The 14,314-nt window shown below is 59.3% G+C and carries 11 protein-coding genes; 10 read left to right on the top strand and 1 reads right to left on the bottom strand.

The genetic code is table 11. The annotated features are described in order from the left end of the window. The first annotated feature begins 136 nt into the window (after nucleotides 1-136). The 10 genes from DXD49_RS01975 to DXD49_RS01935 all read left to right on the top strand — a co-directional run bounded on the left by DXD49_RS01975 (nucleotide 137) and on the right by DXD49_RS01935 (nucleotide 12,817). Nucleotides 137-475, top strand: coding sequence for a P-II family nitrogen regulator (locus DXD49_RS01975; RefSeq protein WP_117794069.1), 339 nt, complete (start codon nucleotides 137-139; stop codon nucleotides 473-475). Nucleotides 476-549: 74 nt separating this feature from the next. After that, entirely contained in the window at nucleotides 550-1,212 is a 663-nt protein-coding gene (locus tag DXD49_RS01970) for a TetR/AcrR family transcriptional regulator (protein WP_158564843.1), read from the top strand. Nucleotides 1,213-1,311: 99 nt separating this feature from the next. Beyond that, nucleotides 1,312-2,574 (top strand): MFS transporter, encoded by a 1,263-nt coding sequence (locus tag DXD49_RS01965; protein WP_158564842.1) that lies wholly within the window; start codon nucleotides 1,312-1,314, stop codon nucleotides 2,572-2,574. A gap of 114 nt (nucleotides 2,575-2,688) precedes the next feature. Beyond that, a complete protein-coding gene (locus tag DXD49_RS01960) occupies nucleotides 2,689-3,546 on the top strand; it encodes an HAD family hydrolase (RefSeq protein ID WP_117794146.1) in 858 nt (285 codons plus the stop codon). Nucleotides 3,547-4,016: 470 nt separating this feature from the next. Further along, the gene (locus DXD49_RS09975; RefSeq protein WP_255413633.1) at nucleotides 4,017-4,142 is read left to right on the top strand and encodes a hypothetical protein; all 126 of its coding nucleotides are present in this window, start codon (nucleotides 4,017-4,019) and stop codon (nucleotides 4,140-4,142) included. A 238-nt stretch (nucleotides 4,143-4,380) separates the two neighbouring features. Beyond that, the gene (locus DXD49_RS01955; RefSeq protein ID WP_117794066.1) at nucleotides 4,381-5,091 is read left to right on the top strand and encodes a TetR/AcrR family transcriptional regulator; all 711 of its coding nucleotides are present in this window, start codon (nucleotides 4,381-4,383) and stop codon (nucleotides 5,089-5,091) included. A 12-nt stretch (nucleotides 5,092-5,103) separates the two neighbouring features. Further along, nucleotides 5,104-9,891 carry a 2-hydroxyacyl-CoA dehydratase gene (locus tag DXD49_RS01950; RefSeq protein ID WP_117794065.1) on the top strand — a complete coding sequence of 1,596 codons (4,788 nt, stop codon included), beginning with the start codon at nucleotides 5,104-5,106 and terminating at the stop codon, nucleotides 9,889-9,891. A gap of 415 nt (nucleotides 9,892-10,306) precedes the next feature. Further along, nucleotides 10,307-11,266 (top strand): 3-hydroxyacyl-CoA dehydrogenase, encoded by a 960-nt coding sequence (locus tag DXD49_RS01945; protein ID WP_117794064.1) that lies wholly within the window; start codon nucleotides 10,307-10,309, stop codon nucleotides 11,264-11,266. Nucleotides 11,267-11,390: 124 nt separating this feature from the next. Continuing rightward, complete coding sequence (locus DXD49_RS01940) at nucleotides 11,391-12,188, top strand: aminoglycoside N(3)-acetyltransferase (protein ID WP_117763482.1); 798 nt, start codon at nucleotides 11,391-11,393, stop codon at nucleotides 12,186-12,188. A gap of 263 nt (nucleotides 12,189-12,451) precedes the next feature. Beyond that, nucleotides 12,452-12,817: a hypothetical protein gene (locus tag DXD49_RS01935; protein ID WP_117794063.1), complete on the top strand. Its 366-nt coding sequence runs from the start codon at nucleotides 12,452-12,454 to the stop codon at nucleotides 12,815-12,817. Between the two features lie 210 nt (nucleotides 12,818-13,027). Here the strand turns inward: DXD49_RS01935 and DXD49_RS01930 are convergent, their stop codons facing one another. Further along, nucleotides 13,028-14,167: a DUF389 domain-containing protein gene (locus tag DXD49_RS01930; protein ID WP_117794062.1), complete on the bottom strand. Its 1,140-nt coding sequence runs from the start codon at nucleotides 14,165-14,167 to the stop codon at nucleotides 13,028-13,030. Nucleotides 14,168-14,314: the final 147 nt, after the last annotated feature.

Here is a 14,314-nt window from a genome sequence, read left to right as displayed (position 1 = left end):
GCCCGACCTTGCCCCTCAAACCGTCGCTTGCGTACCGAAGTACGCGGCGCTCCTCTTTCGGGGCAATCTCGGGCACCTCGAAAACCCGCCTCATTGAATGGCAATTCATTTCTTTTATTGAAGAGAGGAATTCACTATGAAGAAGATTACGGCGATTGTTCGTGCTGAGAAGCTTGAGGTTCTCAAAGACGCGCTGTTTGCTGCTGATGTTCGCGGCATGACTATCAACCAGGTGCAGGGCTGCGGCGCGCAACATGGCTGGAAGGAATACGTGCGCGGCAACGAGCTGCTCGTCAACACGATTCCCAAGGTGCAGTTCACCCTCATCTGCGCCGATGAGCATGTCGACGGTATCGTTGAAATCATCTGCAACGCCGCTCGCACCGGTGCCGTCGGCGACGGCAAGATTTGGGTCGAGCCGGTCGAAGAAGTTGTCCGCATCCGCACCGGCGAGCACGGCCCCGCCGCGGTGTAGAATCGACCGCTTACCATCCGCAACGTTAAAATACTGCAATGAGGCATAAGGCTTGCGTTGCGGATGGGCGGATTATGGGTCGTAATAAATATCCCGAGGAGACGGTCGCGAAGATTCTCGACGCGGCGCTGGAGTTATTCTGCGCACAGGGTTATGAGGGGACGAGCATTCAAGATATCGTCGACCGCCTCGATGGCATGACCAAGGGCGCTGTCTATCATCACTTCAAGAGCAAAGAAGAGATTTTCAACGCCGCGTTTGATCGGGCGATGACTCCGATTGTTGAGCACCGCCGCTCGATGCTTGGCGTCGGTAATATGACCGGCGCCCAAAAGCTAAAAAGGCTTTACGCTCCCGAGTCCGTCGTTCCGCAAATTGAACTATGGGCACGCATACATCCTGCGGCAGATCCGGTAAAAAGCTCGCGTCTACTGGCGATGCAGTACCAGGGCTCATTTGACGATGCGGCCGATGGCTGTTTCTTGCCAGTGATCGAGGAGGGCATCGCCGACGGCTCCATTGCGTGCGAATGCCCGCGCGAAGCGGCAGAGGCCGTATCGTTGTTGGCGAATCTTTGGCTGCTGCCATTGTTCCGTCCGCTCGAGCCCAAGGAGCGAATGCTCGCTCGCGCACAATGTTTGGCGCAGATGGCGGCCGCGGTGGGGCTCGATTTGGGTAATGAAGTGCTTCAGACAACGGCGCAGATTTGGGACGTATGGGACCGCGCCGGGTGGTAATATAGATACCAACGGTATGTAATTGATTTGTGAGGGTAGCCACGGCTGCCCTATTCAAGTCATTAAATACATACTACCGGTATGTATAGGGGTAGGCTTATGGCTGGAATGTGGAGGAGTAGCGTCTCGTTGACGCAAAAAACAGTACGATCTATCAGACTTTTTGGCCTTCTTGTTGCGCAGCTGTGCACGTATTCGATGCTGTCGGCGCTGTGCTTTGCGTATCCGCTTTACTTGTTCGATTACAGCGGCTCGTCAACGTTATATGGCGCTGTCGCGGCGATAGCGTTCATACCAGGTGTGCTCGCGACTCCGGTTGGCGGAATCTTGGCGGATCGCGGGAGACAGCGCGAGGTCCTCGTGGCCCTCGGTATTGCTCTGATGACTGCATCGCTGCTGTCTATCCCCATGAAGCGCTCATTGCCTCTTGTGGTCGTCGTAGCAGCGATACTTTGTGTTCAATATGGCGTTCAATCGCTGCTAAAGCCAATGCTCCAAATTGAGACGGTGCGCATGGCGGGTGAAGAGAAGGTTGAGTGGGCCACTGCATTGGTTTCGCAGATGACCATGGCGAGCAATATCTTGGGCCCTGTGGTCGGGACGGCAGTCTATGGGTGTTTTGGTATCGATGCTCTTTGCGCGACCGCGTCGGTGACGTTTGCGATTTCAGCCCTGCTGTTTGGGGGCGCACTCAAGCAAAATGCCTCATCTGAAACGATGGGAGACTGCGCGACTCGTACGACATGCCGAAATGATTTTCGGGAGTCGATTCGGTATCTGTTGCAAAATGCATCATTGGTCGCTGTGATTTTGCTTGCGGCCGTTTTGAACCTTGCGTTGGTTGGGCTAACGATTGGCGCTCCCATTATTGTTACAAAGCATCTCGGCATGCAATCGTCCTGCGTTGGGATAGTTGAGGTTGCTCTGGGCTTGGGTGGTCTTACCGGCAGTGGCTTGGTCAGCATTTGGCCGCATCGCTTTTCTCTCAATGGCATATGTCGATATGTTGCGATGATCTGTTTTGGAGTCGTACCGATTTTTGTTACGCTACTGTTCGGCGCAGATGTATGCGTGTTCACCGTGTTTACGGTTGGTTCGGCATGGGTCATGGTGTGGGCAGCCATTGCGTCGGTTGAAATCATCGCGTTTGTTCAGCGGGCAGCGCCGACTGAGCTCTGCGGAAAAGTGCTTTCGGTCGTTTACATGGTCCTTTCCTGCGCAACGCCTATTGGCCAATTGGTCTACGGGCTCGCATATGATCGATGGACTCCGGCGATTGTATTCGCAGGAATGTTGGCGGTGCTGACGTTGACGACGGCGCTGTTTTATCGGCTGAAAAGTCGCTTGTGGCGATTGTCTTAACATGCTGGGGCACCGTGAATTTGTGGAGGCGGTGGTACGCTGCGCCGGGACGGCATTGTTTGGGTACGCCCGTTCTCGTCTACAATATCTTGCAGACGAAGGAGAGGCATGCCCATGATCAAGATGTTTGCGAGTGACTTAGACGGAACGCTGCTGAACGCCCTGCACGAGGCAGACGGGACCATCCGCCGTGCCATTCGCGAGCTGACCGAGGCTGGCTTGCACGTGGTTCCCGCGACCGGACGCTCGACGTTGCCAATCGGCGAGCATGGCTTTACGGGGCTGGCGCTTGACGCCTGCTGCTCTAACGGCTCCATCGTGCGCGACAGCCATGGAGAGGTGCTCAAGACCTGGACTATCGATCCGCAGATTACCGAGGAGCTGCTCAAGGAGTTTCCGGACATTTGCTTTGATTGCTCCACGCCCGATGGCATGTTCTCGAGCGGCTCGTTCGAGATGCACCAGGCGGGCTTTAAAAAGGACAGTCCTATCAAGCGCATCGTGATGCGCGGTATGCGTGCGCGTGGCGGGTATCACGAGGAACAGTATTTCGACCAGTCGATCGGCGATATCTTGCGTCACGATGTATGCAAGATCAATTGTCGCGTGATCTCGCCCGAGTTGGAGCGCGACCTTAAGGCGTATCTTGCCGAGCGTTCGGACCGCGTGGTCAACGCGCCGTTCGATCCGGTGATGTTCGAGATCACGGACGTGGCATGCAACAAGGGCGAGAGTGTGGCCTGGCTGGCGGGCTACTACGGCATTGCCGAGGACGAGGTTGCGGTTTATGGCGACGGCGGAAACGACATCGCCATGCTCAAGCGTTTCCGCCACAGCTACGCGACCAAAAACGCTAGCGATGCAGCTAAGGCCGCCGCTAGCGCGACCATCGGCAGCTGCATGGTCCACGCCGTCCCCAAACACATGCTCTCCACCATGCGCAAGCAAAACTCCCACACCATCATTGAATAAGGGACAAAGGGACAGCCCCTCTGTCACATGGGAGATGCCGGCTTTTGGCGTATAGGACTGTTACGCTTTCGCCACCAACAAATTTCGAGTTATTCGGCCTGTCGGAGGTCGTTAAATGACTAAAGATGCCCTTTCAGGAACATTCATACCTCTAATGGTGTTTGATTCGGTGACGTAAGTGAGCAAATGGGCATGCAAGCGCTCAAATAAGGACAAAAACTCTCAGATAATCCCGGCGGTGCATTTATACAGAACCAGCAGCGTGGCCGAATAACTCGAAAAATGTAGGTAGCAGTTCGGCGACAAGCTCGGGTATGGCAAAGGAACTGTTCCTTCGCCATACCCGAGCTCCGATCTTTAGATATGCGAACAAACATTCGCATATCTAACTGCGCTTTGATAGAATTGATGCTGTTGGCGGCAGCTCCTTGTGCCGGGCAGCGCCCTCCATTTGATGGGAGGTGATGCCCATGACCGATTTGATTGATTTTGTGAGGCTTCTGACCGCTTTGGCCTCGCTCCTCACGACGCTCATCGGACTTTCCGAGGCACTTAAGCAACGTTCGAAGCGCAACAGAAGGGGTCGCCGCCGCTAAGGCGTTGACCCCCTAATGCAAACAACGGCGCTGCCCAGCTAGCTACAACTTGGGCTGCCGTCGACACTATTCTACCCACGAATGCCATTTTGGACAAACGGTAATGCCGCCCCGGGATGTGACAAAGGGACAGTCCCTCTGCCACATTCCAAATATTGCCTTTACGTGTTGATGCACACGGTGTGCAATAATACTCGCACTGTGCAATAGCGCACAGGATGAGTAACAAGGAGGACGCTTGTCCCAGCTCGAGAAATGTGATCGCCGGTCCCTTCGCTCGCAGCGTGCCCTTCGCCAGGCACTTGCTAGCGAGCTTGCCGAAAGCGGCGACCTTTCGCGCATTAATGTTGCGTCGCTCACCGAGCGCGCTGGCCTTACGCGTCGCACGTTCTATTCGCACTACCGCGATATTCCCGACTTTATCAATCAAATCGAGGACGGTTTGCTGGCCGAGATTCGTGAGCGCATTGAGCTCATCACTGCAGCTCAGCTGCCCGATCTCTATCACAACATCGATGAGCTCGAGCCGGCGCCCGGTTCGGTTGAACTGCTGCGCTATCTTGCGGCCAACCGCGACTTAATCGGTGCGCTGCTGGGTCCGGGCGGCGACCAGGCCTTCATTAAAAGGATTATCGACACCGCACGTGAGGCCGTGGCGCCGCGTGCGCAGACGGGCATTTTGGGCCTGGCGCTGGGCACGTTCTTTGACTACTACGTCACCTACGTCGTGAGTGCCGAGGTCGGCATGATTCAGCGCTGGTTTGAGCGTGACCTTTCCGAATCGCCCGAGACCATGGCGCGCATCATGACGGTTATCGCCTTTGTGCGCCCCGGCGACCTGTATGGCCAACCCATCGATATCAACGTGCCGGAATACGGCATGAAGTTATTGAACCTGCAGCTCGAGGACGCGGCCGACACCGCCGCAACCGTCAAGTCCAACAACTAAGAGGAGAAACAGATGAGCAAACTCGTCGAGGGCATTAAAGACCGTGTGGTCGCTGCCGCACGCGAGGCCGCGCCCGCCGTGGTGGACGCTGCGCAGAAGGCCGCGACCGCCGCTGCCGAGAAGGTCGCCGAGGCAGTTGCCGATGCCAAGAACACGGCAGGGGAGACGTCCATCGCTAGCGAGCCCGCCACCGCCGCTGAGCCCGCAGCCGCCACCGCCGCCCAAGCCCCCGAAGGCGCGATCTTCAACCCCGAGGCCGCCCGCGGCAACCTGCACCTGGGCATCGACGTGGGCTCCACTACCGTCAAGCTCGCCGTGCTCAACGACGACAACCAGATCGTCTACGCCAAGTACCAGCGCCATCACACCGACGTCCGCGCCTGCGCCCGCGACCTGTTCGAGGGCGCTGCGACCGTGCTGCCGACGGCCCAGATGACCTGCGCCATTACCGGTTCGGGTGGTCTTCTGCTCTCCCAATGGCTCGACCTGGAGTTTGTCCAAGAGGTCATCGCCAGCAAGCGTGCCGTCGAGACCCTCATCCCCGCTACCGACGTCGCCATCGAGCTTGGCGGCGAGGACGCCAAGATCATCTACTTTGACAACGGCATCGAGCAGCGCATGAACGGCACCTGCGCCGGCGGTACGGGCGCCTTCATCGACCAGATGGCAACCCTGCTGCACACCGACGCGAGCGGCCTCAACGAGCTCGCGGCCAACGCCACCACCATCTATCCCATCGCCAGCCGCTGCGGCGTCTTTGCCAAGACCGACGTGCAGCCGCTGCTCAACGAGGGCGCCCGCCCCGAGGATGTGGCCGCTTCCATCTTCCAGGCTGTCGTGACTCAGACCATCTCGGGCCTGGCGTGCGGCCGCCCCATCCGCGGTAACGTCGCCTTCCTGGGCGGCCCGCTGCAGTATCTCTCCGAGCTGCGCCACCGCTTCTACCTCACACTCAACCTGGACGAGGAGCACCGCATCGTGCCCCAAAACGCCCACCTGTTTGTGGCGAGCGGCGCCGCCATGGCGCACGAGTCCAGCAAGCTCAGCACGTTCCCGCAGCTCATCGAGGCCATCGATAGCCTCGGCGACACGCAGGGTGCCGAGGTCGAGCGCCTGGATCCGCTCTTTGCCAGCGACGATGATTTTGCCGAGTTCAAGGGTCGCCACGACACTGAGGTCGTCCCCAAGGGCAAGCTCGACGGCTACACCGGCCGCGTGTTCATCGGCATCGACGCCGGCTCAACCACCATGAAGGCCGCGCTCGTGGGCGAGGACGGCCAGCTGTTGCACACCTGGTACGGCAACAACAACGGCGACATCCTGGGCACGGCCAAGGTCATCATGGCAGATTTCTACAACCACATCCCCGCCGGCTGCACCATCGGCCACGTGACTACCACGGGCTACGGCGAGGCGCTGCTCATCGAGGCGCTCAAGGCCGACTCCGGCGAGATCGAGACCGTCGCGCACCTGCGTGGCGCCAAGGCGTTTTTGCCTGGGGTCGAGTTCATCCTGGACATTGGCGGCCAGGACATGAAGTGCCTGCGCGTGAAGGACGGCGTCATCGAGCACATCATGCTCAACGAGGCTTGCTCGTCGGGCTGCGGCAGCTTTATCGAGAGCTTCGCCGTCTCCATGGACATGGACGTGCGCGCGTTTGCCGATGCCGCCATCCATGCCAAGGCTCCGGTCGACCTGGGCAGCCGCTGCACGGTCTTTATGAACTCGCGCGTTAAGCAGGCGCAAAAGGAAGGCGCCACGGTGGGCGACATCGCCGCCGGCCTGTCCTATTCCGTCATCAAGAACGCCTTGTTCAAGGTCATTAAGCTGCGCGATCCCAAGGAGATTGGCAGTCAGGTGATCGTCCAGGGCGGCACCTTTATGTCCGACGCCACGCTGCGTGCATTTGAGCAGCTCACCGGTGTTCACGCCGTGCGTCCCGACATTGCCGGCTGCATGGGCGCCTATGGTGCGGCCCTGCTCGCCCGCGATCGCGCCGGCGCCGACGGCACCTCTACCATCCTTTCGGCCGAGGACATCGCGCACCTCACTGTGACGCAAAAGCACGTCCGCTGCGGCCGCTGCTCCAACAACTGCCAGCTCACCATCAACGACTTTGGCGGCGGTAGGCGCTTTATCACCGGCAACCGCTGCGAAAAGGGCGCCGGCCACAAAAAGCAGAAGACCGAGGCTCCCAACCTCTTCAAAAAGAAAAACGAGCTGCTCTTTGGCCGCGAGGTCCTGAGTCCCGACGAGGCCCCGCGCGGCACCGTCGGTATCCCGCGTGCGCTCAACATGTACGAGAACTACCCCTTCTGGCATGCGTTCTTTACGCGCCTGGGCTTTAGCGTGCAGCTGTCCGACCAGTCGAGCAAGAAGACCTACCAGGCGGGCATCGAGTCCATGCCGTCCGAGAGCGTGTGCTATCCGGCCAAGATGAGCCACGGCCATGTGATGAACCTCATCGACCGTGACGTCGACTTTATCTGGATGCCGTGCGTGCGCTGGGAGCGCAAGGAGGACCCGACGGCTGGTAACTGCTACAACTGCCCCATCGTCATGAGTTACCCCACGGCGCTGGCGCTCAACATCGACGAGATCCGCGAACAGAACATCGAGTTCCTGTATCCGTTTGTGCCCTATCACGATAAGACCGAGCTCAAGCGCCGCTTGTACCAGGTGCTCGCCGTCGACCGCGTGGCCGACGCCGAGGCCGGTCGCGGTCGCGTGCGCGGACCCAAGATCACCCGCTCCGAGATCGATGCCGCCGTCAATGCCGCCTATGAGGCCGACGCCCGTTTCCACGAGGATATCCAGACCATGGGCGAGGAGGCCCTTAAGTGGGTCGAGGACCACGGCGGCCACGGCATTGTGCTCGCCGGCCGTCCCTACCACAACGACCCCGAGATCAACCACGCCCTGCCCGAGCTTATCTCGAGCTTTGGCTTTGCGGTCTTTACCGAGGATTCGCTCGCGCACCTGGTGAAGCCCGAGCGCCCAATCCGCGTCGTTGACCAGTGGATGTACCACTCGCGCCTCTACGCCGTGGCCCGTTTTGTGACGATGCGCAACGATCTGGACCTGATCCAGCTCAATTCCTTTGGCTGCGGCCTCGATGCCCTGACCACCGATCAGGTGCAGGAGATTCTGGAGGCCAGCGGCAAGATTTACACCGTGCTCAAGATCGACGAGGTGTCCAACCTGGGCGCCGCGCGCATCCGCATCCGCTCGCTCATGGCGGCGCTCAAGGACCAGGAGGCCGAGCGTCTGGCCGAGGCAACCGCTGCGGGTGAGGCCTACGAGCAGGGCGATGCCGCGCCGGTGGCACCCTCCACGGATGCCCCTGCGTTCGCGAGCCGCAAGTACACGTTCGAAGCGCAGCGTGAGAGCGCCTCGACTGCATGGCCCAAGGTGCCCTTTACCGAGCAGATGCGCGACGAGGGCTACACCATTCTGTGCCCGCAGATGGCGCCGATCCACTTTGACCTGGTCAAAGAGGTGTTCCGTGGTGCCGGCTACAACCTGGAGCTGCTGCCCTCGACCGATCACGACGCCGTCGAGGCCGGCCTGCGCTACGTAAACAACGACATCTGCTACCCGTCCATTTTGGTGACCGGTCAGATTATGGAGGCCATCGAGAGCGGCCGATACGACCTGTCCAAGACCGCCGCAGTCATCAGCCAGACCGGCGGCGGCTGCCGTGCCACCAACTACATCGCGCTCATCCGCAAGGCCCTGCGCGAGAGCGGCCACCCCGAGATCCCGGTGATCTCGCTTTCGGCCGTGGCGCTGGGCGAGGACAACCCCGGCTTTAAGCTGACGCCGGCCCTGCTTAAGCAGGCTGTGTACGCGGTGCTCTTTGGTGACGTGATGATGCAGATGCTCTACCGCTGCCGCCCGTACGAGGCCACGCCCGGTGCTGCCAACGCGCTCTACGAGGAGTACATGGCGCGCGCCCGCAAGCTGGCACCCAAGTTCAACCGCCACAACTACACCAAGCTGTGCCGCGAGGCCATCCGCGCGTTCGATACTATGCCGCTCGTGGGCGAGGGTACCAAGCCGCGCGTGGGCGTGGTCGGCGAGATCTTGGTCAAGTTCCACCCCACAGCCAACAACCACGTGGTAGATGTCATCGAGCGCGAGGGCTGCGAGGCCGTGGTGCCGGGCCTGCTCGACTTCTTCCTGTACTCCATGAGTAATGCCGAGCTGCAGAAGGACGAGCTGGGAAGCTCTGCTACCACGCGCGCGGGCATGCAGGCGCTCATCAAGCTCGTGGACTGGATGCGTACGCCGGTGGAAGAGCTGCTCGAGAAGTCTCGCCGCTTTGAGGCGCCCGAGCGCATCGGCACCATGGCCGACAAGGCCCGCACGGTGCTTTCGGTGTGCAACAACATGGGCGAGGGCTGGCTGCTCACGGCCGAGATGCTCGACCTGATCGACCATGGTGCGCCCAACATCATCTGCACGCAGCCCTTTGCGTGCCTGCCCAACCATGTGGTGGGCAAGGCCGTGATCAAGGAGCTTCGCCGCCAGCATCCCGAGAGCAACATCGTAGCGGTCGATTACGACCCGGGTGCGTCGGAGGTGAACCAGCTCAATCGCATCAAGCTCATGATCAGCGTGGCAAAGGAGAACATGCGCGCCGGCAAGGGCTTTAAGCTCGAGAAGGTGGCGCCGCTCGCGATGGACGAGGTCACCGGCCAGATGCGTGCCCACGACGGCTGCGCGAACTGCGGACCGGCCAGCGAGGAGGCCGTGGCATCGGTCGCTGAGCGCCTGGGACGCGGCATTAAGAAGTAAACGGCCCGCTTTGGGCTGGATATGAGACAAACGGGTGGCAGCCGTGCCGGCTACCACCCGTTTTTGCTGGACATATGTTGCGTAAATGGGCTTGTTGACGCCTTCAGCGGACTCGGATTTCGGAAGTGCGGGGAAAAACGCGAACCTCCCGAGCACACTCCTCTTTTGGGCTCTCGTTACCTGCGGTTTTGTTGTTAAAAAAGTCGGTCTGGTCGACGAAACTCAATTTTTCACCGCACTTTCGAAAACGACGTCCCGGTGGCACAAAAAATCGCCCTCGGAGCCCTGAGTTAATGAACAGGTGTAGCCGTTCACCGCGTAAAAGCGTCCGTTTGTAGAACCAGCCCCCGGCTCGTAGCCTCCATACGGTTGAATAAAAACACATCTATGGAATTACGTAAGAGAGGACCGTTTCATGAGCTACAAGACCGTTTGCGTTGCCGGCGGCGGCGTGCTGGGAAGCCAGATTGCCTTTCAGGCTGCCTACTGCGGCTTTGATGTAACGATTTGGCTGCGCAGCGAGGGCAGCATCGGCCGCACCCAGCCCAAGATCGATCATGTGCGCGAGGAGTACATCGCTGCTATCGAGGGCATGGCGGACGGCACGGGCGAGTGGTGCGCCGGTATCGCCGATAGCGACCAGACCTTCGACAGGGAGGCGGCACTCGCCGCCGTTGAGCGCGCCTACTCCACACTCAAGCTGGAGCTCGATCTTGCCAAGGCAGTGGCCGACGCCGACCTGATCATCGAATCTATGGCCGAGGACACCCAGGCAAAGATCGACTTCTACAAGAAGCTCGCCCCGGTTCTCCCGCAAAAGACCGTCATCGTCACCAACTCCTCCACGCTGCTGCCGAGCACCTTTGCCAAGTACACCGGCCGCCCCGAGAAGTACCTATCGCTACACTTTGCCAACTCTATCTGGAAGAACAACATGACCGAGGTCATGGCCCAAAGCCAAACCGACAAGCGCTATTTCGATGAACTCGTCGACTTTGCCAACGATATTCGCATGCTTGCCCTGCCCGTCAACAAGGAAAAGAACGGCTATCTGCTCAATTCCATGCTGGTGCCATGGCTGCTTTCGGGCCTCGACCTGTATGTCTCGGGCGTGAGCGATCCCAAGAGCATCGACCTCGCATGGACGCGCGGCACCGGCGCTCCCAAGGGCCCGTTCCGCGTATTCGACACCGTGGGCATCCAGACGGCGTACAACATCGTTATGCAGTATCAGAAGGTCCCGGGCCTGGTGAGCCCGCTGCTCAAGAAGATGATGATGCCCTACAACTTTAAGGCTATGGCGTCCGTCCTCAAGAAGATGCTCGACGAAGGCAAGCTGGGCGAAAGCTCGGGCGAGGGCTTCTTCAAGTACTAAAAAATGATCCCTCGGCAACATTGGGAAACGTATCATTTGCAGCGTCATGCGCCGCATGGCCCGTGTGCTATTTCGGCGCATGACGTAAAAGAAACTGATGTGTGGGGATAGAGAGGAAACGGTAATGAATCGGCAAATCGTGCTTAAGCAGGATATCCTCGACGCGCTTTCCGCCGTCGGTATGTGCGCAGGGCAGACGGTTATGGTCCATTGCTCGCTCAGCGCGCTTGGATATGTGTGCGGCGGCGCGCAGCCGGTGATCGAGGCGCTGCTCCAGATGGTGGGCGAGGCCGGTACCATCATGATGCCGACGCAATCATGGAAAAACTTGGACCCCGAGAGTGGTGTCCATTGGCAAGAGCCGCAAGAATGGTGGCAGCTGATTCGCGATAACTGGCCTGTCTATGACAAGCGCATTACGCCCACCAACACGATGGGTGCCGTGGCTGAGATGTTCCGGACGTGGCCGGGCACGTTTCGCAGCGATCACCCAGCGCGTTCAGTGGCGGCAAACGGCCAGCATGCGCAATTCCTGACGGAGAACCACGACCTGAGCAACATCTTTGGCGATGGATCGCCCATCGCGCGTCTGTACGATTTGGACGGCTATGTTCTGCTGGTGGGCGTTGGCTATGACAAGAATACGTCACTGCATTTGGCAGACGCCCGTGCGCAGTACCCCGGCAAGCACGACTGCGTGGAACACAGCGCGATCATGGAAAACGGCCAGCGCGTGTGGAAGGAGTACCGCACACTTTTTGTCGACGGCGAGGACTTCGACGAGATCGGCGCTGCTTTTGAGCGTGAATGCCCGGTGCGTACGGCGCCTCTCGGTAACGGAATGATTCGCTTTATGCGCCAACGCGAGCTTGTCGATTTTGCCGTGGACTGGATTGAGCGGCATCGCGGCTGCCTTGAATAGTTCGGGGGCGGAAGCATTGGGGGTTTACGGTAGTATGCGACAAGATCTGAATAGGTCGAGCAAGAGCTGTGGCGCGCGTTGACGTTTGCCCAATAGAACGCAAAAAAATGCACCGTTCGCCGATACTCCTCTCGCGAGTGGTTGCCATATGGTTTGATGTTAGAAACACATAGTTTCCGGCGGGCCGCGGGTGACGTTTGCTTTGATATCGGAGGTACCAAGTATGTTTTGCACTCCGTTAAACAAGTATCGGGCTGGTTAACATGAGCCGCCGTGCTATCTCGATAGCCCTTGCAGTGGTCTGCCTGGCTGTGCTCCTGGGCGCTGCAGGGCAGTTTGCTATAAATCGAGAAACATCCTATATGCAGGAATGCGTTTCCGAAGGCTTTGCCATTGATGGTTACTATCGGGATGACAAAACAAGTCTGGAAACTCTGGCCTTTCATGAAGAGGATAACCATCGTTGGCAACTGGTCGACAAAGACGGCAGCTGCGTTGACGGGCAGTTTAAGCGTACGGACGACCCCAATATTGTGGTATTAACGAGGGAATACGGCGAAAAAATCGGTACGGTCCACGTGGCGTATATATCGCGCCGACGCAATCAGGGGCAGATTTACCTATATTAGAAATACTAAGGTGACCCGATTTTATCTTGTGAGCACCGGTCCGGCGTTTACGGTGGAGTCTGGCGATGTCGATGCGGACGTCTGATTCACGGCAATAAAACAGCGAGCGGGGCTCGGGTGTGAACTGCACCCCGCAATTTGCTCGTGTCCGTATCGCGTCTGCGCCTCGTCGTAACTTGCGTCCGTGCGAGCATTCATCCCGCGCCGGCATCACTTCACATCGAACTCCACGCGATCGAGCTCGGGCACATTGAGGTCGATGAGCTTGCGGGCGACGTGGCGGTCGTGCGCCCCGAGCGCCTCGCTCGTTGTCACATGGGCGACAATCTCGCGCTCGACGATGCCCTCCTCGTCGCCTTCGGTGGCCGAGGTCTCGACGGCGACGGTGTAATCCTTAAAGCCCGGCAGCACCGCGGCAAGCTCGCGTGTGGTCTCGGTGACGCCGTAGCCGTCCTGCACGCCGGCCTGCGCCGAGCCAATAGACCCCGCGGTCATAACGATGCAGGGGATGGCAAAGATCACCGTGCCCACAATAATGCGGCGGCGCACCTTGCGTGACAGCTCGTCGACCTCGGCATCTTCTTCGGCGGTCACAATGCCGTCGCCGTTGAGATCACGCTTGAGCGGTACACGCAAAAGAAGCAGCACGGCTTCGGCAGCCAGCGCGATAAAGACTACGTTGATGCCAAATTCGTAGAGCGCCGAGAGAAACAGCGACCCGCTCGCGATGGCGATGCCGTAACCAGCTGCGCACAGGGGCGGCATGAGTGCGGTCGCCACGGCCACGCCGGCGATGAGCGTGGCGGGCTCCTGATCGCGCGAGTTGCCCAGCCCGCCCGCAAAGCCGCCCGCGAGCGCGACGGCAAGGTCCCACACAGTCGGTGTCGAATTGTCGATGATGGCAGCTGTGGTGGTGCCAAGGGGCGAGAGCTTAAAGTACAACGTGGACGTGACCAGGCAAAAGGCCATCTGCAGCGCAAGGCTGGCGATGGCTTCGACGGTAATCTCACGGTCGAGCGTGGCGATGCCATATGCCATGGCAAGGACCGATCCCATGAGCGGGCAGATGAGCATGGCACCCACGATGGCGATGTCCGAGTCGATATCGAGGCCGATGCTTGCGATGAGCATGGCGATGATGAGGATGCATAGGTGGGAGCCAGTCAGACGCGCCCCGTTTACAAAACGCTTGCGGATCACGTGATAGGGCGCGCGTCCCTCGCGAATGTTGAATGCGCGCTTTAAAAAGCGACCAGCCTGTTCGGCAGCCTCACTATGGGCAGGGCGGATGCCGTGACGCCGATGATGACGCTCACGCAGTCGCTTGAGTTGTTGTCTATCGAGTTCCATTTTCACCTCGTTCCAGCGCGGTCCGCGCAACGCGCCCGTTGTCCTAACTCTACACCGTGGCAGGCGAGGTGTCTGTTGGATGCGGAATCCGATAGGGCGGATGACGCGGGAGCAAATGCAAATTACAGGCTCAATTCGATCCCGCAA

Origin of the sequence: Collinsella sp. TM05-38, assembly GCF_003466445.1 — a bacterium.
GTDB lineage: Bacteria > Actinomycetota > Coriobacteriia > Coriobacteriales > Coriobacteriaceae > Collinsella.
Note: the sequence above shows the minus strand (reverse complement) of the source record. Positions and strands in the feature narration are given on the sequence as shown.

What these genes read in the sequence shown, in the direction of transcription:
- DXD49_RS01940 (WP_117763482.1), top strand. Translation starts at nt 11,391, where the DNA reads ATGAATCGGCAAATCGTGCTTAAGCAGGATATCCTCGACGCGCTTTCC.
- DXD49_RS01975 (WP_117794069.1), top strand. Translation starts at nt 137, where the DNA reads ATGAAGAAGATTACGGCGATTGTTCGTGCTGAGAAGCTTGAGGTTCTC.
- DXD49_RS01960 (WP_117794146.1), top strand. Translation starts at nt 2,689, where the DNA reads ATGATCAAGATGTTTGCGAGTGACTTAGACGGAACGCTGCTGAACGCC.
- DXD49_RS01945 (WP_117794064.1), top strand. Translation starts at nt 10,307, where the DNA reads ATGAGCTACAAGACCGTTTGCGTTGCCGGCGGCGGCGTGCTGGGAAGC.
- DXD49_RS09975 (WP_255413633.1), top strand. Translation starts at nt 4,017, where the DNA reads ATGACCGATTTGATTGATTTTGTGAGGCTTCTGACCGCTTTGGCCTCG.
- DXD49_RS01935 (WP_117794063.1), top strand. Translation starts at nt 12,452, where the DNA reads ATGAGCCGCCGTGCTATCTCGATAGCCCTTGCAGTGGTCTGCCTGGCT.
- DXD49_RS01950 (WP_117794065.1), top strand. Translation starts at nt 5,104, where the DNA reads ATGAGCAAACTCGTCGAGGGCATTAAAGACCGTGTGGTCGCTGCCGCA.
- DXD49_RS01965 (WP_158564842.1), top strand. Translation starts at nt 1,312, where the DNA reads ATGGCTGGAATGTGGAGGAGTAGCGTCTCGTTGACGCAAAAAACAGTA.
- DXD49_RS01970 (WP_158564843.1), top strand. Translation starts at nt 550, where the DNA reads ATGGGTCGTAATAAATATCCCGAGGAGACGGTCGCGAAGATTCTCGAC.
- DXD49_RS01930 (WP_117794062.1), bottom strand. Translation starts at nt 14,167, where the DNA reads ATGGAACTCGATAGACAACAACTCAAGCGACTGCGTGAGCGTCATCAT.